General features: G+C 71.0%; 23 protein-coding genes. 7 read left to right on the forward strand and 16 right to left on the reverse strand.

Going from position 1 to position 21,145, the window contains the following annotated elements:
• Positions 1 to 266 precede the first annotated feature (266 nt).
• From IE177_RS34075 to IE177_RS34145, 15 genes are all read right to left on the reverse strand, one after another.
• Positions 267 to 983, reverse strand: coding sequence for a 2-hydroxychromene-2-carboxylate isomerase (locus IE177_RS34075; RefSeq protein WP_190019362.1), 717 nt, complete (start codon positions 981 to 983; stop codon positions 267 to 269).
• 43 nt (positions 984 to 1,026) lie between these two features.
• Positions 1,027 to 1,773 carry a 3-oxoacyl-[acyl-carrier-protein] reductase gene (gene fabG, locus IE177_RS34080; protein WP_190019363.1) on the reverse strand — a complete coding sequence of 249 codons (747 nt, stop codon included), beginning with the start codon at positions 1,771 to 1,773 and terminating at the stop codon, positions 1,027 to 1,029.
• Positions 1,774 to 1,793: 20 nt separating this feature from the next.
• Positions 1,794 to 2,282, reverse strand: a complete 489-nt coding sequence (locus IE177_RS34085; protein ID WP_190019364.1) for a 3-hydroxyacyl-ACP dehydratase FabZ family protein — start codon at positions 2,280 to 2,282, stop codon at positions 1,794 to 1,796.
• Complete coding sequence (locus IE177_RS34090) at positions 2,282 to 2,677, reverse strand: 3-hydroxyacyl-ACP dehydratase FabZ family protein (protein ID WP_190019380.1); 396 nt, start codon at positions 2,675 to 2,677, stop codon at positions 2,282 to 2,284. The genes IE177_RS34085 and IE177_RS34090 overlap by 1 nt, the downstream gene beginning before the upstream one ends.
• 5 nt (positions 2,678 to 2,682) lie before the next feature.
• The gene (locus IE177_RS34095) at positions 2,683 to 2,958 is read right to left on the reverse strand and encodes an acyl carrier protein (protein ID WP_229816399.1); all 276 of its coding nucleotides are present in this window, start codon (positions 2,956 to 2,958) and stop codon (positions 2,683 to 2,685) included.
• Positions 2,959 to 3,070: 112 nt separating this feature from the next.
• Positions 3,071 to 4,159: a beta-ketoacyl synthase N-terminal-like domain-containing protein gene (locus IE177_RS34100; protein WP_190019365.1), complete on the reverse strand. Its 1,089-nt coding sequence runs from the start codon at positions 4,157 to 4,159 to the stop codon at positions 3,071 to 3,073.
• Positions 4,160 to 4,194: 35 nt separating this feature from the next.
• Complete coding sequence (locus tag IE177_RS34105; RefSeq protein ID WP_229816400.1) at positions 4,195 to 5,199, reverse strand: acyl-CoA thioesterase family protein; 1,005 nt, start codon at positions 5,197 to 5,199, stop codon at positions 4,195 to 4,197.
• A 17-nt stretch (positions 5,200 to 5,216) separates the two neighbouring features.
• Positions 5,217 to 6,068, reverse strand: a complete 852-nt coding sequence (locus tag IE177_RS34110; RefSeq protein WP_190019367.1) for an alpha/beta fold hydrolase — start codon at positions 6,066 to 6,068, stop codon at positions 5,217 to 5,219.
• Complete coding sequence (locus IE177_RS34115) at positions 6,065 to 7,030, reverse strand: beta-ketoacyl synthase N-terminal-like domain-containing protein (RefSeq protein WP_229816401.1); 966 nt, start codon at positions 7,028 to 7,030, stop codon at positions 6,065 to 6,067. Before IE177_RS34115 ends, IE177_RS34110 begins: the two co-directional genes overlap by 4 nt.
• Complete coding sequence (locus IE177_RS34120; protein WP_190019368.1) at positions 7,027 to 8,163, reverse strand: beta-ketoacyl-[acyl-carrier-protein] synthase family protein; 1,137 nt, start codon at positions 8,161 to 8,163, stop codon at positions 7,027 to 7,029. The genes IE177_RS34115 and IE177_RS34120 overlap by 4 nt, the downstream gene beginning before the upstream one ends.
• On the reverse strand, positions 8,160 to 9,410 hold the full coding sequence (locus IE177_RS34125) for a beta-ketoacyl-[acyl-carrier-protein] synthase family protein (RefSeq protein WP_190019369.1): 1,251 nt from the start codon (positions 9,408 to 9,410) through the stop codon (positions 8,160 to 8,162). The genes IE177_RS34120 and IE177_RS34125 overlap by 4 nt, the downstream gene beginning before the upstream one ends.
• 43 nt (positions 9,411 to 9,453) lie before the next feature.
• The gene (locus tag IE177_RS34130) at positions 9,454 to 9,711 is read right to left on the reverse strand and encodes an acyl carrier protein (RefSeq protein WP_190019370.1); all 258 of its coding nucleotides are present in this window, start codon (positions 9,709 to 9,711) and stop codon (positions 9,454 to 9,456) included.
• 149 nt (positions 9,712 to 9,860) lie between these two features.
• The gene (locus IE177_RS34135; protein WP_190019371.1) at positions 9,861 to 10,631 is read right to left on the reverse strand and encodes a thioesterase II family protein; all 771 of its coding nucleotides are present in this window, start codon (positions 10,629 to 10,631) and stop codon (positions 9,861 to 9,863) included.
• A 331-nt stretch (positions 10,632 to 10,962) separates the two neighbouring features.
• Positions 10,963 to 11,727, reverse strand: coding sequence for an IclR family transcriptional regulator (locus tag IE177_RS34140; RefSeq protein ID WP_190019372.1), 765 nt, complete (start codon positions 11,725 to 11,727; stop codon positions 10,963 to 10,965).
• On the reverse strand, positions 11,724 to 12,668 hold the full coding sequence (locus tag IE177_RS34145) for an ACP S-malonyltransferase (protein ID WP_190019373.1): 945 nt from the start codon (positions 12,666 to 12,668) through the stop codon (positions 11,724 to 11,726). Before IE177_RS34145 ends, IE177_RS34140 begins: the two co-directional genes overlap by 4 nt.
• Positions 12,669 to 12,965: 297 nt before the next feature.
• On the opposite strand from IE177_RS34145, the gene IE177_RS34150 reads away from it, so the two are divergent.
• Together IE177_RS34150 and IE177_RS34155 are read left to right on the forward strand one after the other, a co-directional pair.
• Positions 12,966 to 13,739: a 4'-phosphopantetheinyl transferase family protein gene (locus tag IE177_RS34150; RefSeq protein ID WP_229816402.1), complete on the forward strand. Its 774-nt coding sequence runs from the start codon at positions 12,966 to 12,968 to the stop codon at positions 13,737 to 13,739.
• 208 nt (positions 13,740 to 13,947) lie between these two features.
• On the forward strand, positions 13,948 to 14,877 hold the full coding sequence (locus IE177_RS34155) for a hypothetical protein (RefSeq protein WP_229816403.1): 930 nt from the start codon (positions 13,948 to 13,950) through the stop codon (positions 14,875 to 14,877).
• 242 nt (positions 14,878 to 15,119) lie between these two features.
• Here IE177_RS34155 and IE177_RS34160 read toward each other — a convergent pair whose 3' ends face one another.
• Positions 15,120 to 15,572: a helix-turn-helix domain-containing protein gene (locus IE177_RS34160; RefSeq protein ID WP_190019375.1), complete on the reverse strand. Its 453-nt coding sequence runs from the start codon at positions 15,570 to 15,572 to the stop codon at positions 15,120 to 15,122.
• A 757-nt stretch (positions 15,573 to 16,329) separates the two neighbouring features.
• On the opposite strand from IE177_RS34160, the gene IE177_RS34165 reads away from it, so the two are divergent.
• The 5 genes from IE177_RS34165 (at position 16,330) to IE177_RS34185 (ending at position 20,997) form a co-directional block, all read left to right on the forward strand.
• Positions 16,330 to 17,022, forward strand: a complete 693-nt coding sequence (locus IE177_RS34165; protein ID WP_190019376.1) for a response regulator transcription factor — start codon at positions 16,330 to 16,332, stop codon at positions 17,020 to 17,022.
• 32 nt (positions 17,023 to 17,054) lie between these two features.
• The gene (locus tag IE177_RS34170; RefSeq protein WP_190019377.1) at positions 17,055 to 17,864 is read left to right on the forward strand and encodes a helix-turn-helix transcriptional regulator; all 810 of its coding nucleotides are present in this window, start codon (positions 17,055 to 17,057) and stop codon (positions 17,862 to 17,864) included.
• A gap of 231 nt (positions 17,865 to 18,095) precedes the next feature.
• Positions 18,096 to 19,190 (forward strand): polyprenyl synthetase family protein, encoded by a 1,095-nt coding sequence (locus IE177_RS34175; protein ID WP_229816404.1) that lies wholly within the window; start codon positions 18,096 to 18,098, stop codon positions 19,188 to 19,190.
• Between the two features lie 156 nt (positions 19,191 to 19,346).
• A complete protein-coding gene (locus IE177_RS34180; RefSeq protein WP_229816405.1) occupies positions 19,347 to 19,856 on the forward strand; it encodes a regulator component in 510 nt (169 codons plus the stop codon).
• Entirely contained in the window at positions 19,849 to 20,997 is a 1,149-nt protein-coding gene (locus IE177_RS34185; protein WP_190019379.1) for an MAB_1171c family putative transporter, read from the forward strand. The genes IE177_RS34180 and IE177_RS34185 overlap by 8 nt, the downstream gene beginning before the upstream one ends.
• Positions 20,998 to 21,145: the final 148 nt, after the last annotated feature.

Raw genomic sequence — 21,145 nt, forward strand, 5'->3', positions numbered from 1 at the left:
CCACACACCACCGCCACACGATCCCCACCCCGCACCACCTGCTCCTCGAACAACTCCGTGAGGGTGACTTCCGGGAACTGGTCAGTCATGTCTGGGCACCTCGAATGAACGCGATGGTTGTCGAACGGCTCGACGTGTGATTCAGGACGGCGAACGAGTGTTTCTTCCGGCGTTTTCGCGGGAACGTCTTCTGCGGGGACGGGCGACCGGGGCGATGTCCGACCCCGATCGCCCCCGAATTTCAGTTCCGGACCGGCGGCGATGCGTCAGCCGCAGCCGCCCGCGTGTCCAGCATCCGCCGCCGCCGAGGCGAAGAGCGGGAATTCGTCATGATCCTGCCAGTTTTCTTCGACGTCCTCGCCGGGACGGCCCTGGAAAGCCGCGATGAACGGCCTCAGCCGGTCGGCGCCCCAGAACTTGTCGCGTCCGTGGACGAAGAAGGGGACGCCGAACAGCCCGTCGTCGTAGGAGGAGACCAGGCAGTCGAAGCCCTGCTTGCGCAGCTCGGGGTCGTCGGCCGCGGTGGCCAGCGACTCGGCCGGCAGGCCCAGTTGCCCGGCGATCTCGCCCATGGTGGCGGGGTCGGTGATGTCCCTGCCCTCCTGCCAGCGCGCGCGGTAGACGGCGTCCACGAACTGGGGCCCGAGGCCCTGTGCCTTGGCGGCCAGGTAGGCGAGGTGGGAGACCTCCCAGTTCGGGTCCTTGTCGATGGGCACGGTCATGCGCAGGCCCCGTGCCTTGGAGATACGGGCCAGGTCCTGGAGGATGTAGAAGTTCTTGGCCCGCGACATCTCCACGATGGGCAGGACGACTCCGGCCTCGTCCAGCATCGCCTGCGTCGTCCGGTCGGGCTCCCAGAACGGGATCCACTCCAGCGAGTCCGCGACCTCCGGGTACCGCTGTGTGAGGTCCAGGTAGGCGAACCAGGAGTACGGGCTGCGCAGCGAGAAGTACCAGCGCGGCGGCTTCTTGACTCTGGGCATGACGAAACTGCTCCCTTGGCTTGTCTGGGTGGGGCGGAAGGCGTCAGATGGTGATGCCGCCGTCGATCTGGAAGACGGCGCCGGTCACGTAGGAGGAGCGGTCGGAGACCAGGTACGAGACGAGGTCGGCGACCTCCTCGGCCGTGCCGAGGCGACGCAGCGGGATGGCGTCCAGAGCGCGCTTCCTGACCTGGTCACCGAGCCCCGCGGTCATGTCCGTCTCGATGAAACCGGGGGCGACCACGTTGGTACGGATGCCGTAGCGTCCGGCCTCCTTGGCCAGGGACCGGGAGAAACCGATGATTCCCGCCTTGGAGGCGGCGTAGTTGCTCTGCGTCGCGTTGCCGTACACGCCGGCTACGGAGGAGATGTTGACGACGCTCCCGGACTTCCGCTTCATCATCTCGAAGATGACGGAGCGGCAGACGTTGTAGACGCCGTCCAGGTTCACCCGCAGGACGGCGTCCCAGTCCTCGTCCGGCATCATCAGCAGCGGGTTGTCCCTGGTGATGCCCGCCGAGGTCACCGCGGCCCCGATCGGGCCGAGGGCGTCCTGGACGTCCTCGACGAAGGAGCGCACGGACGCGCCGTCGGAGACGTCCGCCCGGACCGCGAGGGCCTTGCCGCCCAGTTCCTGGACCTCTTTCTCCAGCCGGCGAGCGGCTTCCTCGTTGGACTGGTAACAGAAGCCCACGTCGTAGCCGTCCTGTGCCAGACGCAGTACCACGGCGCGTCCGATTCCCCGCGACCCGCCGCTGACGACGGCGACCCTGGGTTCGTTGTTCTCCATGACCGACTCTCCTCGGTGCGCTACGAAACGGATGTGGCCCCGGCGGACGGCCGCAGCAGGTCTCCGGGACGGAACGCCATGACCATGCGGGTGAAGGTGACGGCCGGTTCGCCGTCGATCGTCGTGTGACCGTCGAAGATCACCGTGTCGCTGAGCGCCCGGAAGAGCTGCACGCGGTGCTCCAGGACGTCGCCCGGCAGCGCGGCACGGTGGAAGGTGACGCCCGACATCGCACCCGCGAGCATGACCTGGTCGCCGGCGAGCGCCTCCTCGGACCCGTGCAGGGCGAGGAGTCCCGCGGCCTGTCCCCAGGACTCCACCAGCAGGGACGGCGGGTAGGCGAACTCCTGCGGTCCGGCGTCCTCGCCGAGCCGCTGGTAGCAGGGCTCGTTGCAGGTGATCGCCTTCACCGCGACGATCCGCTCACCCGGCACCAGTTCGAGCACACGGTCGACCATGAGCATGGGGAAACGGTGCGGCAGTGCGCGCCGCACCTCGTATGCCTCCATCACAGGGTGCCCTCCTGCCGGTAGCGCAGCCTGACCACCGCGGAGCCGCCCCGCCCGGTGGACGCGGTCGCCGCGTAGGTCCAGCCGCCCCGGACCTGCTTCCAGTCGGCGGTGACGGTCAGCACGTCCCCGGGGAACACCGGACCGGTGAACCGCGCCGACTCCAGGGCCGCGAGCCCGAGGCCGGGGCCCGGCGCCGTGGCCAGGGCCGCGCGGTGCACGCAGTCCACGACGCACACCCCGGGGAAGATGGGGAAGCCGGGGTAGTGCCCGGCGAACACCGGCTCGGACTCGTCGATCGTGAAGCGCACCTCGACCCGCGGGACCGCGTCCGGGTCACCGGTGCCCTCCGCCGTGACGACCTGCGGGCCGGCCAGCACCGGGCCGGCGACCATGCCGCTCACAGGGCCGGTATCTTCCGGTCGAGCAGCTGATGGGCCTGCCGCAGGGAGGTCACCTGGCGCAGCTCGCTCTCGCTGAACTTGACCCCGAACCGCTTCTCCAGCACCACGACGACCTCCAGGGCCATCAGGGAGTCGACCTCGAGGTCCGCCATGAAGTCGGCGTCGTCGGTGACGTCCGCGGCATCGGCGTCAAGGATCTCCGCGACGACGCCGCGCAGTTCGTCCAGGCTCGGCATCACGGTCGCGGCGGCGTCCTGCGGGGTTACGGACATGGGAATCCTCATTCGTCAGTAGTGGTTTCGGATCGGTGGCGTTCCGGCAGGACGGCCGGCGGAGCGGGAGTGCCCTCTCGCTGTGGGGGTCCCGCCGGCCGAAGTCCTCTCGTCACAGCACCCGGAGCACCGCACAGGCCAGGGCGCCGTCGCGGTCCACCGACGTCACCACGGCGGCCCGGCCCCGGGCCTGCGGGTCCTCCTCGGCCGCGGTGAGCACCGAGGCCAGCTGCAACGCGCCGGTCGCCGCGGCCGTGTCTCCGAGGAACTGGGCCGGCCGCCGCACGGGCAGCGCCCCGAGGACGGCGTCGAGCGCGGCCTCTTCCTGCTGCCCGAGCAGGCCGGCGGGGCGCGAGGCGGAGACGGCCCACACGTCCTGCGTGGTCACGCCGGCCCTGCGCAGCGCCCGCCCCACCGTGGTGGCCAGTGCGTCGGCCGGCCCGGCGGGGCCGGCCACACCCGACTCGACGGCGAGCACCTCCGCCATCCCCTCGCCTTCGGAGACCGCGTCGGCGGGACGCAGGCGGAGCACGGCGCAGCCCTCGCCGAGGACCGTGTCGCCCTCGTCCGGCCGGCGGGTGTGCCACTCGAGCCACGAGCGTGCCGACGAGTACTCCTCGGCGGCTCCGCACAGAACGGTTCGGGCGCGCCCGGAGGCGAGCAGGCGCCGGGCGTAGTTGAGCGCCACGAGCCCCGACGAACGGCCGGCGGCGACCGTCGTGTTCGGTCCCTTCAGCCCGTACCAGATGGCGCACTGCCCCGCCGGGCAGTTCATGATGGCGTTCGGGATGTGGGAGGGGTCGATGTAGAACGGCTTCTCGTGGACCAGGGTGTCGCGCGTGATGTCCATCATGCTCTGGGCGCTGCCGGTGGTCGTGCCCAGCACCAGCCCCACGCCCTCGCCGGACTCCGGTTCGCCGCCGCCCTCGCTGAGCAGTTCGCGCACGGCCGTCACGGCCAGGCCCGTCACCCGGTCCATCGACCTGGTGCCCTTGCGGCCGAGGACGTCCTTGATCACGAAGTCCGGGACCAGATGGGCCCGGGTGTCCGCTCCGTCCCACTCCTCGCCGCTCAGCACCGTCTCCGTGGGCGCACCCGTGCGGGCCCCCGTCACGAACGCGTCCCGGCCGATGCCGTAGGGCGAGACGGCCGACCAGCCCGTGATGACCGGCCCCCGCCGCTCCGTGGATGTCCCGCTCACCGTCGCATCACCCCTTCGTCTCCCGCCTCGTGCCGTCAGGCCGTCGGCGCGTCTTGGCCGGCCAGGGCGGCCAGGACCCGGTCGTCGAACGTGACCAGGCGTCCCTCGCTGCCGTTCTCCACCACGCCGTAGGCGTGGGTGATGGTCCCCGTCGAGGTCTGCACCAGGTGCCCGTCACGCACCACGTAGGTGTCGAGGCGGGAGGTGTACAGGAGGTTCTTGAAGATGTCCTCGACCGTGTAGACCACGTACAGGTCCTCCTCCAGGAGGGCCTCGTCCAGCAGCGTGACCCGCGAGTGGGTGACGGCGGGGATCCAGTTCCGCTCCGCGAGCAGCCCGCGGATGGAGATGCCGCGGGCGTCCACGAAGCGGTGCTTGGCCTCCTCCATCAGACGCAGGTAGCCGGACATCTGCAGCCGGTCGAAGAAGTGGACGTAGGGGTAGGGGATGCGGAACTTCCAGCCGTAGGCGTTCCGCCCGGCGGTCAGCTGCTCGAGGACCTCGTCCGTCTCGGCGCAGCCGCCGGAGAGCAGGGCGTCACCGCTGACGTCGGGGGCGGCGGGGCCGCGCTCCGCGCCGCCGATCCTGGCGGTCACGAAGGCCTCCAGGCCCTCCGGCACCGGCAGCCGGCGCAGCATGCGCACGTCGTTGTCGTCCAGCCTCAGCTGCACCGAGACCTTGGAGACGACGGCCTTCTTCGGCGCGCCGTCCCGCTCGACCGTGATGGTCACCTTGAAGGACAGCGCGTCGGCTCCGTCCTTCGTGGTCGGGACGACCGCGATCGATGCCTGGTCGTCCACCACGAGCGCGGTCTGCAGCCGGGAGTCGATGTCGGTCACGTCGAAGCCGAGTCCGTGCTGCTCGTAGAGGCGTCCGACGGGCAGCCCGCTGCGCCGGAAGTGCTCGATCACCGCCTTCTCGACCAAGTAGTTGACGTGTTTGAACCCGATGATGGTGCCGATGTTGGCGCCCTCGTAGCCCGGGCTGAGCTCGACCGTGGTCGTCTCGTTGAGCAGTGACTTGACGGAGGTTTCCGGCATGGAACGATCCTTTGCTGTCATGCGGCGGTTCGCGGGTGCACCGATGCGTCGGGCAGGTCTTCGAGGAACGCGCCGACCACGTCGGCGAACTGCTGGGCCCGCTCGGCCATGGGGTAGTGGCCGCACCCGGCGAAGAGGTGCAGCCGTGCGGTCGGCAGGTCGGCTGCGAGCAGCTCGCTCTCCCGGGTGGCGACGTCCTCGCTGCCGCAGACCACCAGGCTGGGGAGCGTGATCAGGTCGGTGCGCAGCCACGGTGTGCGCAGGTAGGAGTCGCAGAAGCGCAGCCACCCGTAGGCTCCGACGCGCTCGCAGACCCGCTCGGCCATCCGGTGGCGCAGGTCGGCGTCGATCCGCTCTCCCGAGCGGGTGCGGATGCCCTCCGACATGATGTGCAGGAACTGGCCCTGCATCTCCGCCATGGTGTCCCAGGGGAAGTCGTCGGGGCTGCGGCGGTAGAACGGGGAGACGAGCACGACGCCGCGCAGGCCGTACCGGGCGGTGATGTCGTCCCCCGCCGCGGCACGCTCGCTGAGGAAGGCCAGCAGCAGGTTGGCGGAGAAGGAGTGCGCGACCACCACGTCGGCTCCGCCGGGCACCAGGCCGAGGGCCGCCTCCAGCCAGTCGGGCTGCTCCGCGGCCCGGCTCCACGGCAGCACGTGGTCGCCGCGCCAGGGCAGGTCGGCCGTCCAGACCTCCAGGCCGTCCGGCAGCCGGGTCGCCGCCTCCTCCCACACGGACCCGCTGCTGGCCAGGCCGTGCAGCAGCAGCAGGCGGGTGTGGGCCGTACCGGAGCCGGAGCGGCGCCCGACCAGCAGGGGCACGGGCGCCGCGGACCGCGGGACCTGCTCGGGAGCTTGCGTGGACGTCACCGGACGCCTCCGGGGGGCAGCAGGGTCAGGCCGGCCGTGGCGTCGTCGCCGTCATGCCCCGCGAGGGCGTAGACGGGTCCCGCGCCGCCGCGCGCGAACCAGCCGACGGCGCCGGCGCACTGCAGCACCCCGAGCACCGCGGACAACTCTCCCCAGCGATCCCCGAGTTCGTGGCGCACGGTGTCCGCGCCGAGCACGGGCGAGCCCTCCACCGCGTCGCCGCCGGGACCGAAACAGGCGCCGGGCGGGTTCTGCTGCCGCTCGCCGAGGCGGCGCAGGCACTCCTGGACGCCCTGGACGCGCAGTGCGGGACCCAGGACGGCCCGGCGGTCGGCGCCGCGCATGACGGCAGCGGCCTGGTTCTCCACCACCAGGGCGGCGGCCCCGTCGACGACCCGGTCGGCGCCGGTCAGCCGGCGCACCACGGCGTTGTCCGGCTCGGTGGCGACCACCAGCGCGCGGTCGGCCCGGCGGGCGCCGATGACGCCCGTGGCCCAGCGCACCGCGTCCAGGCCGGACGTCGGGCCGTTGCACACCATCAGGTTCGGGCCGCGGAGCCCGTACTTGATCGCCAGGGTCGAGGCGATGACGTTGCTGGACGCGTTCGGCGTGTCCATCGGGCTGATCCCGGAGGTGGCGCCCTCCGCCGCGATCGTCTCCGTGACCGAGCAGACGGTGTCCGCGTTGCCGTAGTTGGAGGCGACCAGGACCGCGATCGTCTCACCGGGGACGGTGAGCCCCTCGGGGCCGAGGAGTCCGGCGTCCCGCAGGGCCTCGTCCGCGCACACCAGGGCGAGCTGGGTGGCGCGGTCCTTGTACCGCAGCCCCTTCTTGCCGATGCGGGCCGCCGGCGATACCGGCTCGGCGTCGGCCGGGGCGGAGTCGATCAGGTCCCCGGGGGACACGGCGCCCGGGACGGCGAGTCCCACCCCGGTGACCGCGGTGCTCACACGGATGCTCATCGCGCCGCCTCCACCAGGGCGACGGCGTTGATCCCGCCGAACCCGAAGGCGTCGATCTGGGCGAGTGTCACCTCGGACGCCGCCGCCTCGTCCCGGACGAGGCGGAAGCCGTCGGTCTCCGGCGCGGCCTCACCGAGCCCGGTGAGGGGCGGTACCCGGCCCTCACGCATCGCGTGCAGCGCCACGATCAGGCTGAGCAGGCCCGAGGCGCCGGAGGTGTGCCCGGTCATCGACTTGATTCCCGTCATCAGGGGCGAGCCGACGTGCTCGCCGAACACCTCGGCGAGGGCGGTGGCTTCCGCGGCGTCGTTCAGGGGGGTGCCGGTGCCGTGAACCATGACGAGGTCCACGTCCTGCGGTTTGACGCCCGCCCGGTGGTGGGCGTCGGTGACGGCGCGTGCGATGCCCTCCGGGTCGGGTGCGGTGGCGTGGTAGGCGTCGCAGTTCACGGCGACGCCGCGGACGAAGCCGTGGGCGTCGCGGCCGGTCGCCTCCCTCTGGAGCACTACGGCCGCCGCCCCCTCACCCATGACGGTTCCCTTGCGTTCCCGGTCGAAGGGGCGCAGCCGGTCGGGGGGGTCGAGCTGCAGCCGGTCCGAGAGACCGAACATGCTCTCGGTGATCACGTCCACGCCGGCCACGACGACGGTGTCGGCGTCACCCAGTTCCAGGAGGTCGGTGCCGAGGGCGAGCGCGTAGAGCGACGCCGAGCAGGCGTTGGAGATCGTGTGGGTGTCGTCCGCGCCGAAGCGCCGCCGCAGCGCGGTGCCGAAGTGCATGCCGGCGGAGTCGAAGGGCTGTCCGTCCCGCCACCACAGCTCGAGCGAACGCAGTTCGCGCAGTCCGGTGCCGATCAGCACCGGCACGGAGGACAGGTCCTCCTCCCGTCCCGCGTCGCGCAGCGCCTGGCCGACGGCGTCGAGGAGCAGCGCGGTGGCGCGGCCCGTCACGTCGACGCCGGGCGCGGGGCGGTCGTCGACCTCGTAGAGCCGGTCGGCGTTGTACCAGGAGCGGTCGAAACCGCGGAGCGTGCCGAGTCCGCTGCGGCCGGCGCACAGGCCGGCGAAGATCTCGTCCGGGTCGGATCCGATGCTGGCGACCGCGCCGACCCCGGTCACCGGCCAGCGGCTCACCGCTGCTCCTCGTACTTGCCCAGCATGACGACGGCGTTGTTCCCGCCGAATGCCAGGCCGTTGTTCTGCACGACGCGCAGGTCGGCCGCGACCGCCTGGTTCGGCACGCAGTCCACCTCGCACTCGGGGTCGGTGGTGAAGTGGTTGATCGTCGGGGGTATGAAGCCGTGCACGATCGCGAGGGAGCAGGCGATGGCGGCCAGGGCGCTGGCGGCACCCATGGTGTGGCCGAGCATCGACTTGATGGAGACCGTGCGCGGAGGCGCGTCTCCGTACACGCTGCGGATCGCCCGGGCCTCGGTGATGTCGTTGGCCTTGGTGCCGGTGCCGTGGGCCGAGATGAGGTCCACCTGGTCCGGTTCGATACCGGCGTTCTCGAGGGCCAGTTCCATGCAGCGGGCGACGCTCTGCTGGTTGGGCGCGACCTGGTGGTAGGCGTCGCAGTTGAGGCCGTACCCGAGCACTTCGGCGTAGATGCGCGCGCCTCGCGCCAGGGCGGACTCCAGGCTCTCCAGTACGAGGATGCCCGCGCCCTCGCCGGTGAGGATGCCCTTGCGGTCGGCGTCGAAGGGCTGGCACAGCTCGGGAGCGATGGTGCCGAGCCGGTAGAAGCCGGCGAACGTCTTGCGGCACATCGCGTCCGCGCCGCCGCACAGTGCGAAGTCGACCTCGCCGGTGCGCACGGCGTCGTATCCGTAACCGATGGCGTAGTTGCCGGCGGCGCACGCCGTCGGGATGGTGATGGCCTCCACGTCCGTCAGCCCGAGTTCATGGGCGATGGCCGCGGACAGGCGCCCGGCGCGGATGCGCCGGGCGATGGTGGAGTCCATGCGCTCGGGGCCGTGTGCCAGCTGGCTCTCCACCAGGTGGTCCAGGTCGAAGGACTCCCCGTCGGTGGTGCCGACCGAGATCAGGCCGCGCTGCTCACGCAGCTCGCCGACGTCGAGCCCCGCGTCGTCGATGGCCATGCGTGCCGCCGCGACGGAGAACTGGCTGGCCCTGCCGAGTTCGGCCACGTCGAGCGCGGTGATCCATTTCTCCGGATGGAAGTCTACGATCTCACAGCCGTTGGCGTGTGCGAATCCCTCGGTATCGAATGCGGTGATCGGCTTTGCTCCACTGCGCCCCACGCGCAGCCCTTCGGCGAATTCCGTGGCGCCCACTCCGATGCTGGAGAAGACGCCGAATCCAGTCAGGACGACGCGGTGGCCCGCGGTGGTTTTTCCGCCGTTCGCAAGGGTTGTCATCAAGTCTCCAACCGGGTCTCGGCACGGACGAAGCGGAAGGGTGTCAGGCCGCTGCCTTCTGGGCCTCCGCCACGACCTCGTAGACGCCCTGCAGATTGACCATGCGGGCCAGCTCGGACTGCTCGATGACGATCTTGAACTCCTTCTCGAGGGAGGCCAGGATCTCGATGGCACGCAGCGAGTCGGCGTCGTGGTCCTCGCGGAAGAGGCTGGTGTCGGTGACCTCGTCCTCCTCCAGCTCGAGGATCTCGCAGACGATTTCCTTCACCTTGGTGGCGTCCTCGGCGGTGATGGCAGTCATGGGTGAATCAGCCTCTCTTCATGTACGGATTCATCGGAAGACGGGCACGCCTGATAGGCGAAAGTGCCCGGAGGGAACCGGCGGAACCGGTTCACGCGGTACGCATGCAGGCCATTCTGGTAAGGCTTCGAATGGCTTCCCAGCCAATTTCAGGAAGCTGCCACCATCAGTTGGCCAAGACGCCGGGAAAGGTCTTTCAAGAGGGCGTCGCGTTCGGAAATGAGGTAGAAGTGTCCACCCCGCATGACAGTGAGGTCGAAGGGGCCCGCGCTCACCTCGGACCAGCGGCGCACGGCGTCCGGCGCGGCTCCCGTGTCGTGTTCGCCGGCATAGGCCGCGACCGGGCACCGCACGGGCACCGGTGCCGCCGCACGGTAGGTGCCGGCGATCCGGAAGTCGGCCCGCAGCGGCGGCAGCAGGATGTCCCGCAGGGAGGGATCCTCCAGGAGGGCGGCGTCCGAGCCGCCGAGCCGGCGGACCTCCTCCAGCACGCCGTCGTCGTCCCGCAGGTGCACTGTCCGGGGGGTGACCAGGTGCGGGGCCTCGCGCGCGGAGACGAACAACCCCGCGACCGCCCCGGGGTGGGACCTCTGCAGCCGGAGCGCGACCTCGTAGGCGACGGAGGCCCCCATGCTGTGGCCGAACAGAGCCACCGGCACGTCCAGGAAGCCGGTCAGCTCCTCGGCGACCGCGTCCGCCAGGGGCTCCAGGTCGGTCATGCACGGCTCGGCGATGCGCTCCTGCCGCCCCGGGTAGCGGGTGGCCAGCACCTCGACCCCCGCTCCGAGAGCCCCCTCCCAGGAGCGGAAGAACGTCGCGGTCCCGCCCGCGTGGGGCAGGCACACCAGGCGCAGCCGCACCGGACCGGCCGGCGCGTGCCGCCGGAACCACGGGGACGGCCTCGGGCCGCTCACTGCCATCGTCTACTCCCTACGGGGACACCGCGCCCGGTCGCCGCGGCCTGTCGAGTCGCCGCGGCCTTCCCGGGCGCCGCCTCACGCGTCGCGCGAAGTCCGCCGCCCGGGAAGGCGCCGGTGGCGGGACGGGGGTGACCCGCCACCGGACGGTACTGCGGAACGTCACTGCGCGGCCGGGGGCGTCTTCACCGCGCCCTGCCGGGCGACGGTGTGCCGCTCGCCGAACGGCCGGCGTCGTCCTGCGGTACTGCCGAATTTGTATCCGCTCCGGCTGAACGGCTCCAACCGCAGTGCAGGAAGGTGCCAGCGGCCCCCGCTCGTTCGCGGGCCCGGGTCATCCGCGGTCGCGCGGCGGCACAGGAGGCTGCCACCGGTACGGTGCGGCCTTACCCAACTCCTCTGCAGTGTCAAGGACTTGAGACCGCAGGGGCTGCTCAGGCACGTCCGGCAACCGGGTGCGCGCACCGACGAGCGCCAACGCGGCCACGACCCGGCCCTGGCCGTTCCACACCGGTACGGCGAACGCCGCCTGGCCCTCGTGGGCGTCGTCGAAGCCGTAGGCCCAGCCGGTCCTGCGCACCCGCGCCAGGTGCTGGGCCGTGAAACGGGCCCCGCACAATCCCTCGTAGAGTTCCTCGGCGCTCTGCCAGGCGAGCAGCACCTGGCCGATCGGCCCGGCCTTGGCCGGGCGCGCCGTGCCGACCGGCAGCGTCTCCATGCCGGTGACCGGGTCCCTGGAGGCGGCCACGCAGACGTGCACACCCTTGTGCAGGCGGTGCAGACGGACGTCGAACGAGCTGAGCTCCCTGAGATCCGCGAGCACGCGATGGGCGACGTGAGCCATCCGGTCGTGATGGGCCTCCACCCCCAGGCGTTCGAGCCGCGGACCGGGGGAGAACCACCCGCGGCCGTCCCGGCAGAGCAGATCAAGCCGCTCCATGGCGACCGCGAGGCGGTACACGGTCGGCCGGGTCAGACCGCTGCGTCTGACCAGTTCCGTCAGTCCGGCGGGCCGCTGTTCGATCAGGTCCAGGATGATCGAGGCCTTGTCGAGGACGCCGACGCCGCTGTCCGGAGCCGGCCGGGCGGGGGCGCTCACGGCCGCAGGCCCGGCAGGGCGTCCAGGGCCGCCGGACAGTCCACCGACCACAGTTCCACGTCCGGCGCGATACGGCGGATCAGGCCGGCCAGGGTCCGCCCGGGTCCGATCTCGACGATCCGGCGGCAGCCGAGCGGCCCGGTCAGGGTGCCGACGCACCGTTCCCACAGCACCGGTGACGTCAGCTGCCGGACGGTGAGTGCCGCCCAGTCGCCGTCACCGGTGTAGGCCTGGGCGTCGACGTTGGCGACGACCGGGAAGCGCCCGCCCGCGAAGGTCACGCCCTTGAGCGCCACACTCAGTTCCTCGACGGCCGGCGCCATGTAGGGGCTGTGGAAGGCGCCTCCCGTCTGGAGGGCGAGCGCCTTGGCCCCGATGGACCGGGAGCGTTCGGCGATCGCCGCCATGGCTTCCGGTGAGCCGGACACCACGGTCTGGCCGGGGGCGTTGACATTGGCGACCCACGCGTTCCCGACCGACTCCCGCACCTGCCGGGTCAGTTCCGCGACCTCTTCGAACGGCGCCATCACCAGCGCGTACATCGCGCCCGGCCGTGCGTCGGCCGCGGCCCGCATGGCCCTGCCGCGGGCCGCCACCAGCGCGGCCGCGTCCAGTGGAGTCAGCACGCCGGCACAGGCGAGTGCGGTGTACTCGCCCAGGCTGTGCCCCGCGCAGGCGACAGGGCCGGGTTCGAGCAGGCCGCGCCGTTCGGCCTCGGCATGGGCGAGCGACGACACCGTGAACACGGCGAGCTGGGCGAGATCGGTACGCCGGAGCCGTTCGGTGGACGTCCTGAGCAGCAGGTGCTCGAGGTCCTCACCGACGGCCTCCGACATCCGGGCCACCAGCGTCCACGAGGGAGTGTCCCGCCAGGGCTCCCCCATCCCCTGTCTCTGCGTCCCCTGCCCGGGGAACACCAGACCGACCGGTACTTCACTCATGGGTAACCCGCTTTCCGAACCGCCCCCGCCGGGGAGTGCGCGAATCCGCTCTTTATCGAACGGAGCATGCACACGGGTGACAACGTGCGGTGCAGGAAGGTGTCAAGGGCCTCTGCCACCACGGAGGGCCTTCCGGGCATGCCCGGGTTGCCCGTTCGTCATCAACCTGCCACGCGCCCTGCCCCCTTCTCCGTATTGGCCACGCACCGCGACCGCGCCATCGGCCACCGTGACCGCCGTGGCCGGACAGTGCCACTTGACAACACCGCTGAAGGGGGCCCCGTTTATGTTGGCCCGGTGTCAACACGTGTCGCGGAACTTCCACGGAACGACCACACCGCGTCCCTCGGCGAGGCCGGGCCTGCGGGCGAGACGGCCGGTGCCGCGGGGGTCTGGTACTGGCGCGTCACCGCGGAGAGCCCGCGCCACGAGGACTGGGCGCTGCTCGGCGAGGCCGAGCGCCACCGGGCCGGACGCATGCGCGACGAGCGGTCCGCCGCCGAGTACGTCGGCTGCAGGGCGACCGTGCGCAGGTTGCTGGCACGAATCCTCGGGGGTGATCCGGCCGGCGTGCCGCTGGGCCGCCGTCCTTGCCCCGGGTGCGGCAGCCGTGAACACGGGCCGCCCGCGGTGCTGTTGCCCGGGGGACCGTGTCTGAGCATCTCCCATTCGGGCGGCCTCGGCATGCTGGCGGTCTCCCGCACCCCCGTCGGGGTGGACGTCGAGGCACTGCGCGACGTCCACGTGACGGAACTGGCCGGTGTCACACTCACCGCGGCGGAGCAGCAGGTCGTACTGGTCATGCCGGAGCCGCGGCGGACCCGTGCGTTCCTGCGCTGCTGGACCCGCAAGGAGGCCGTGCTCAAGGCGGTCGGTGTCGGAATCACCACGTCCCTGACGGCCCTGGAGACTTCGCCGGGCCGCCGGGGCCCTGTCGAGGTGACGACCGACATCGCCTCACCGGGCCCCGTCCCGTGGCGGGTCACCGACATCGCGGTACCAGGAGGCTGGGTCGCTTCCCTGGCACTCCCCGCGACCGCCGGTGGGACCGTCACCGTCCAGGCGGCCTGAGGTGGGAACTGCGCGGCGGGACACTCCCGTTCACGGGACGGGGCCGCTCCACGAGACGTCCGAGGACGGTGGGCTATGGCCTGAAACACGTTCAACGGCACCGATGCGCGGCGAAGTCGTACCGGAAGATGGCTTCAGGGAACGACGAGAGGGGCCTCCGGTGGATCGTTTCGATCGCGTCGGCCGCGGTGCGGCGTACGGTGCTGCGATGGCGATGACGCCTTACCTGCTGATCAAAGTGTCCTGGGTCGCCGGTGCGCTCGTCGGCGTGATTCCGCTGGGCAGCACCATGGGCCTCGCCCAGTGGGTCCTGCTCAACACGGTCACCATCGGCATGGCACTGATCGGCATCTTCCTGGCGCTGGCCCTGGTCCGCCCCTGGGGCATGCGCTTACCGGCGGCGCCCCTGCTCTTCTGCGGCTGGCTGGGCACCGGATTCCTCGTCTCCATGCTGCCGTACGCGGCGCTCAGTTCACTGGTGGACCGGTCCGACGGCGGCCGGCCGGACCACCAGGGGACATCCGCCCCCGGCTGGGAGGCGGTGCTCATTCAGGTCAGCTTCGTGGGTATGGGGATCGGGCTCGCCATCGCCCTGCCCGCGTACCTGCGCCGCCGGTGGCCGCAGACCCTCTCCGGCAGGATCGGCGACCGGACTCGGCTGTCCCCCTCGGGAGCCCCGGAGCGCGGCCTGGACGGCGCCCCCCGAACGAGCGCCTGGCTCTTCGCCGCCGGTGCCGTGCTGAGCGCCTGCTGGCTGTACTGGGCGGTCGGCGGCACCGCGGGCCTCGCCGAACCGGGCGAGCGCAATGCCGACTGGCGACTGCTGGTGGCGGTCTTCGCCGTCTGGGCGCTGGCCGGCTCCGCGGCTGCCTGGGCCACGGCCAACGGGCGTCCGGCGCGGCTGCCGCGATGGCTGCCGACGGTGATGCTCTGGCTGGGCTCCGGTTCCCTGTTCGCCTGGAGCGCATGGAAACTGCCGTTCACCGCGTACACGGCCTTCGCGGGCCGCGCCGCGGACTCGGTGATGCCGGAGAACCTCGGAGTGGCGGCCGCGATCCACGTGACGGCGCTGGTCACCGGAGCGGCGATGCTCCGTGCACTCGTACGCACCTACGCGACCCCGGGGACTTCCTCGTAACCCGTCCGGACACCGTGCTTTACACCGCGCCGGGAGTGGCCGCACGAGAGGGAACCGTGAATACAGATCGATCCACTCGGCATGTCCATTCGGCAAGCATCCTGCGGCACCGCACTGAAAAGACCACAGGAATACCGGTTATCACACCCTGGTGAACAAGCGATCCAGACGGGCTCCCACACGTCACCCGAAGGATTCCCCCATGAAGGCATTCACACCGCGCCGCAGACTTCCCGCTCCGGTCACTCGTGGACGGTTCCCTGCTGCTCCGCCTGTTCCAGTCGGTAGATGACGTCAAGCAGGTCCATGACCTGCTTACGACGCTCGGGCGAGAGTTCCCCGGCGCGCATCGCCATCACCCGGACCTCTCCCCTCCCCAGCGCCTCGGCCAGCCGGGCCTGCTCCGCCCTGATCGCCTCCAGCTGCCCGTTCACCCTGCAGGCCACGTCGTCGTCCAGGAAGTAGCTCACCGGCACGCCGAAGAAGTCGGCCAGCGCCTGGAGGTGCTTGATGGTGGGGTTGCCCTTCTTGCCCTTGCGCAACTGCCAGATGTAGCTCTGCGAGATCGTCACGCCGGCCCGGGCGATGGCAGCCGCCACCTGCTCGTTGCTGTGCTCCAGACCGTCGTCGCGCCTGACGGTGGCGAACAGGTGGTTGAGCCGCTCCGCGAGCCCGGCACTCTCGTATTCCGTCATGTCCGCGATCATTCCTTGCTGGCATGCGGCAGTCGAGCGGGCGGGCCGGGGAGTCGTGTTGATCACGATTGAACGGCCTCCGGGGTCACGCTAGACTCACGCCGTCTATGGACTCACGTGAAAGCACGAGAGGAGCGCATCATACACGTCAGTGGAAGAGGCGGCGGGGCGCGACCACCTCGGCACGCCATCCGGTGACACCACTGGCTCGCGGTGCGCGCCACGGCGCACCGGTCCGCATCCGGCGCGACCCGCAGGAATTCACAGGTTCCCGAAAAAAGGGATGAGGCATTTCCGACATCCGGGCGACCTGTCGGACAACAGCCTGCGCTAACTTTTGTCCATGCTTCAATCATCGCGAGATGCATTCGACGGGGCGGCATGGAACCGACCAGGTTGGCGTTGATTGAACATGAGCAATGACGGGCCGCCACGTCGACGACCGCTGCCGGTCGGGGGCGCGGAACGAATGCTTGACCGTCCCGCCCCGGCCAGGTTACCGTCCATTTTATGTGCTGGTCCGATTGAATTCTGTTGCCTAGCGCCGCGAGGCGCTGCATGAATCGGGCGAGGGTCGCGATATCGGCTCTTTGCATTAATGGGGGAAAAAATGGTCAGGATGCTTGTGCCCGCAGGGTCGCGTACGGAAGACCCGGATGACTGCGCGCCACACACCGCACAAAGGAGCAGGGCGGGCGCTCCGGCGGACACCGTCGAACAGGCGCTGCTCGAGGCTTACGCTCTGGTGGACTCGGTGGTGACCACCCACCAGTCCGCCGAGAGACAGCGTTCCCTCGTCATGGTCAGCGGGGGCGGCAGCACGTTCAAGGAGACCGCGGCGGGCCTGATCGGCAACGCCAAGTACGGCATCAGCGTCGCCCTGCTGCACGGGGGACCGAAGGCCGACGCGGTACTGGAAGCCGTCGCGGAGTCGAGCCGGCGGAACGAGGAGCGGCCGGCTCCCGTGGCCGTACGGTTCCTCTGCGGTCCTGACATGGCGGGCGTCTCCGCCGTGAGGGATCTGGCGGAGCGGATCGGCCGCGCGGAGGTGCGGGTCTCGGAGGGCGACCTGCAGGAGGCGCTGATCGTCGACGGGAGGACCGCGGTCACCTGGTCCAGTCAGTCCTCCACCGACGAATCGGCGACACTGGTCACGGACCCTGCCGCGGCCAAGGCGCTCGACCTGCTGTTCGCCAACGTGTGGCGCACGGGCCGTCCGACACCCGAGCACCTGCACATACGGGAGCGGCTGAGCAGCGAGGTCATGCGGCGCGTGCTGGGCTGTCTCACGGAGGGTCACACCGACGCCGTGGCGGCCAGCGAGATGGCGGTCTCGCTGCGGACCTACCGCCGCCACGTGGCGAAGCTCATGCGTGACATCGGCGCCGAGTCCAGGTTCCAGGCCGGGGTGCGCAGTGTCGAACTGGGCCTGCTGCCGCGCCAGCGCTGAGCCGCACAGGGGACTTACGGGGAGAGAACACTATGCAGGGACCGAAAGGGTCCGGCGCGACGTCGGACCGTCCTCCGGGTGCCGCGGGCGACCAGCGCAGACACACGCATGACGAAGTCGAACAGGAGTTGCTGGAACTGCGGGCGCTCATCGAGTCGACGGTGCTCAGACACCGCCGACGGCGTTCCAGCACCACCTTGGTGCAGGGACTGGGGCCGCAGGAGGTGTTACCCGCGATCAGCACCCTGGTCGGGGCCGCCTCGGCCGCGGTGGACGTGATACTGAGCACGGACGCGGACTTCTCACGCGGCACGTACGACGCGCTGCGCGCCGCGCTGGGAGCCCGCGGCGGGTCGCTGCGGGTGCGGCTGCTGTGCGATCCGGCCGCGGTGGACACGGGATTCGTACGCGAGGTCAGGGCCGCCGGCCACGAGTGGGAGGTCCGCACGGCCCCCATGCCGCCCCTTTGCGCGGTCATCGTCGACGGCTCCGTCACCCTGCTGAGCGTGGGTTCCCCGGGCACGTCCCGGGCCTCGCTCGTACGGGCCAGCACCGTGCTGCAGGCGGTGCGCAAGTTCTACTCCAACGTCTGGAACACGGCCACCATCCTGACCGAGCGCATCGACTTCGGTGACCAGGACAGGACCGACACCGTGCGACTGGTGCTGCAGCGGCTGCGCGACGGGGCCACCGACGAGGTCGCGGCCCGCGAACTCGGTGTCTCCGTCCGCACCTACCGGCGCTACGTGGCCGAGATCATGACGTTGCTGGGTGCCGAATCCCGCTTCCAGGCAGGCGTGTACGCGGCGGCTCTGGGGCTGCTGCCGCCCGCGACCCACTGACGGGCTGCCGGCGGCCGGGGCGGCCTTCCAGGCCGTTCCGCCGCCGGCCGCGCGCGCCGGGCGACGGCTGGCAGCAACCTGCCGCCGGCGTTGCCCGGCGGCGCCGGGTCGACGAGCCTCGGGGAAACGTCCGGTCCGGACCGGTTCGGACCGGGCGTCAGCGCCCAGAAGCAGCCGATCTTGGTTTGGGAGTTCGCCCATGGCCCCGCCCCCCGGTACCGGTGCAGGCCGGTGACATCCGACACGATGTCCGCCTTCCGGCGGCGGCTCGACACCCATGCGATCCTGCGGCAGCTGCGTGGCGGCCGGGGCCCGCGCTTCGGCTCCGCCGACCGGAGCACCGAGAAACGGCTCCGTGCCGGGCTCGAAGCGGTGGAGGAGGAACTCCGGCTCGTCGTCTCGCACCAGGGCGACCCCCGGATCGCCGAGCTCACCGGTCACGTCGCGGGCGCCGGCGGCAAGCGCCTCCGTCCTCTCCTGGTGCTGCTGGCCGCCGAGTTCGGCCAGTCGGGACGCAAGGGCGTCCTCGGCGTGGCGGTCGTCATGGAACTCATCCACATCGCGTCCCTCTATCACGACGACGTGATGGACGCTGCCGCGACGCGGCGCGGGGTGAGCAGCGCCAACGCCCGTTGGGGCAACCGGCAGGCGGTGCGCGGCGGTGACTGGCTGCTGGCCCGCGCCGCACAACTCGCCGCCGACGTCGGGGCCGACGCGGTACAGCACCATTCCCGGGTCGCTGTCCGCCTGGTCGAGGGACAGATGCGCGAACTAGTGGGTCCCGGGCCCGGCGAGAACCCGGTGGACTACTACTTCGAGGTCATCGCCGGCAAGACGGTCGAGCTGCTGGCCACTTCGCTGAGCCTGGGCGCCTTCTACGCGAACGCGCCCGCGGGACACGAAGCGGCCCTGCGCGAGTACGGGATGGGCCTCGGCGTCGCCTTCCAGATCGCCGACGACCTGATGGACCTGCTGTCACCCGCCGAGACCACCGGGAAGGAGCAGGGCATCGATCTGCGGGCCGGAGTCCTGAGCCTCCCGGTCCTGCTCGCCCGCGCCGACCGCTCCGCCGAGGGGGCCGAACTGCGCGCGCTGGTGGAGGCGGGACCGGTCACCGACCCGCGGGCGCACCGCCGGGCGCTGGAGCTGTTCCGGTGTTCCTCCGCCGTCGACCGGGCGAGCACACTCATGGAGGCACATGTCTCACGCGCCCGCGCCGCTCTCGCGTCACTGCCCCGTACGCCCGCGCGCAAGGCGCTCGACGTGCTGTGCGACATCGTGCTCGATCAGACGCGCCGGCCGGACCAGGAGCGACGTGACACCTGATCATCTGCTCACACCGTAGTCACGACTTCGGCGTTGCACCGGGCTCCACCCGCCGCTTCGCGTGAGGTGTCCGCGGTGCCGGGCACCGTCCGCGCGGCACCGCCCACCCCTTCCGACGTACTGTCTTCTTGGGAAGGGGTAGGACAGCGAATGAGAATGACCGGTGAGTACGTCGAGTTACAGCGCCGCTGCACGGCCATCCTGCGTGATCTCGGCATGCAGGGGTGCCATTCCTTCGAGGCGATCTGCGAGCGGGTGGAGGCCCTCAGAGGCCGCCGGCTCGTTCTCCGGGAGCTGCCCGAGCAGATCGCGGCCCTCGGCGTGTGCGGGCTCTGGCTGGGCACCGATGACGCCGACCACATACTCTTCGAGGCCCGGACCGCGCCCCTGCACCGGGAGCACATCATCCTGCACGAGATCGGCCACGTGCTCTGTGATCACCACCGGGGCACAGCCGCGGACGCGGACGAACTGGCCGGCTCGCTGCTCGGTGACCTGCAGCCGCATGCCGTCAAGCGGCTGATGGCGCGGACCAGTTACACGACACGTGAGGAACGCGAGGCCGAGATGATCGCCAGCCTGCTGCGCAGTACCGGGAAACGTCACACGGGTCCCCTGGGCAGACTCGGCGCCTACCTCGGGGTGACGGGCGACGACCGTGACTGAGCTGGCCCACGACGTCGGAGTGTGGAGTCTGCTGACCCTGTGGATCGCCCTCGTCTGGCGGGCCGGTGCCGCTCTGCGGCTGCCGAACCAGCGCGGACTGTGGTTCACGGTGCTCGCCGCCACCATCGCCGTCACCCTCTTCCAGCCGCGGATCGTGACCTGGCTGGCGGGCCTCGGTGCCGACATCCACACGATCTGCCTGACCCGCAATCTGATCGGCGTGCTGAGCGCGGGACTGGTGCTTCTCTTCATCGTCGACTCCACCCGGTCGCGGCACCTGCGGATCACCGTGATCACGCTCCTGCTGACGGCCTTGGGCTCGCTCCTCCTCATGGACCTGCTCGGTGTCGGCCGGTCACCGACGCCGGCCCAGGCACCGGCCACCTCGCTGTCCCTCTACTGGCTGGTCCTCGTGGTCTCGCATCTGGCCGGTGACGGCGTCGCCGTCCTGGTCTGCTGGCCCTACAGCCGGCGGACGCGGGACCGGGACCTCGTGTGGTCGCTGCGGCTGTTCGCGATGGGAAGCGTCCTCGCCCTGGTGTTCTGGTCCGGATACCTCGTCGCGCTCTTCCGGCACACCCAGGCCCCGTTGCCGTACCTGACCCTGATCATCAACCTGCACGGGTTCTTCCGCGCGGCCTCCCTGCTGGTGCCGACCGCGACCGCCCGCGTCCGCTCGATGCGGGCGTTGCACACGGTCTGGCGGCTGTGGCCGCTGTGGCGCGACCTCGTGGTCGCGGTGCCGCAGGTGGCCCTGGCCCGGCCTCGGCGCAGCCGGGTGCGGGAGGTGCTGCTGCGACGGGCTCCGCTGCCGCTGCAGGCCCACCGTCAGATCATCGAGACCTACGACGCGCTCCTGGAGTTGCAGCAGTACGTCCAGCCGGACACGTACGAGAGGGCACACCGGCGGGCCGAGGACGCGGGGTCGACCGGTGAGCGCCTCGTGGCGGCGGCGCTCTCCGGCGCGCTGCGCGAGGCGTGGCAGGCGAAGCTCGCGGGCGTGCCGCCGTCGGCCCCGTGCCCGTTGCCCGGCGTGGACGGTGGCAGCCCGGCGACGCTCCTCGCGATCGCCCGGGCGTGGACCTCCACGGACGACGCGCGACGTGACGTCACCCGGCCCGTCGTGAGCCCGAGTCCGTGACCGCCGGGGGCCGGTGGCGGGCGAGGTGACCGTCCGGCCCGCCGCCGGCCTCCACGAACCGCGTGATCCGACGGCACGGTTCGAGTGTCGTCAGGCCGTGCTGAGCATGCCTTCGCGCAGGCGGGTCAGGAGGCGGGTGATCAGACGC

This window comes from Streptomyces lucensis JCM 4490, from assembly GCF_014650035.1.
Taxonomy (GTDB): Bacteria; Actinomycetota; Actinomycetes; order Streptomycetales; family Streptomycetaceae; genus Streptomyces; species Streptomyces lucensis.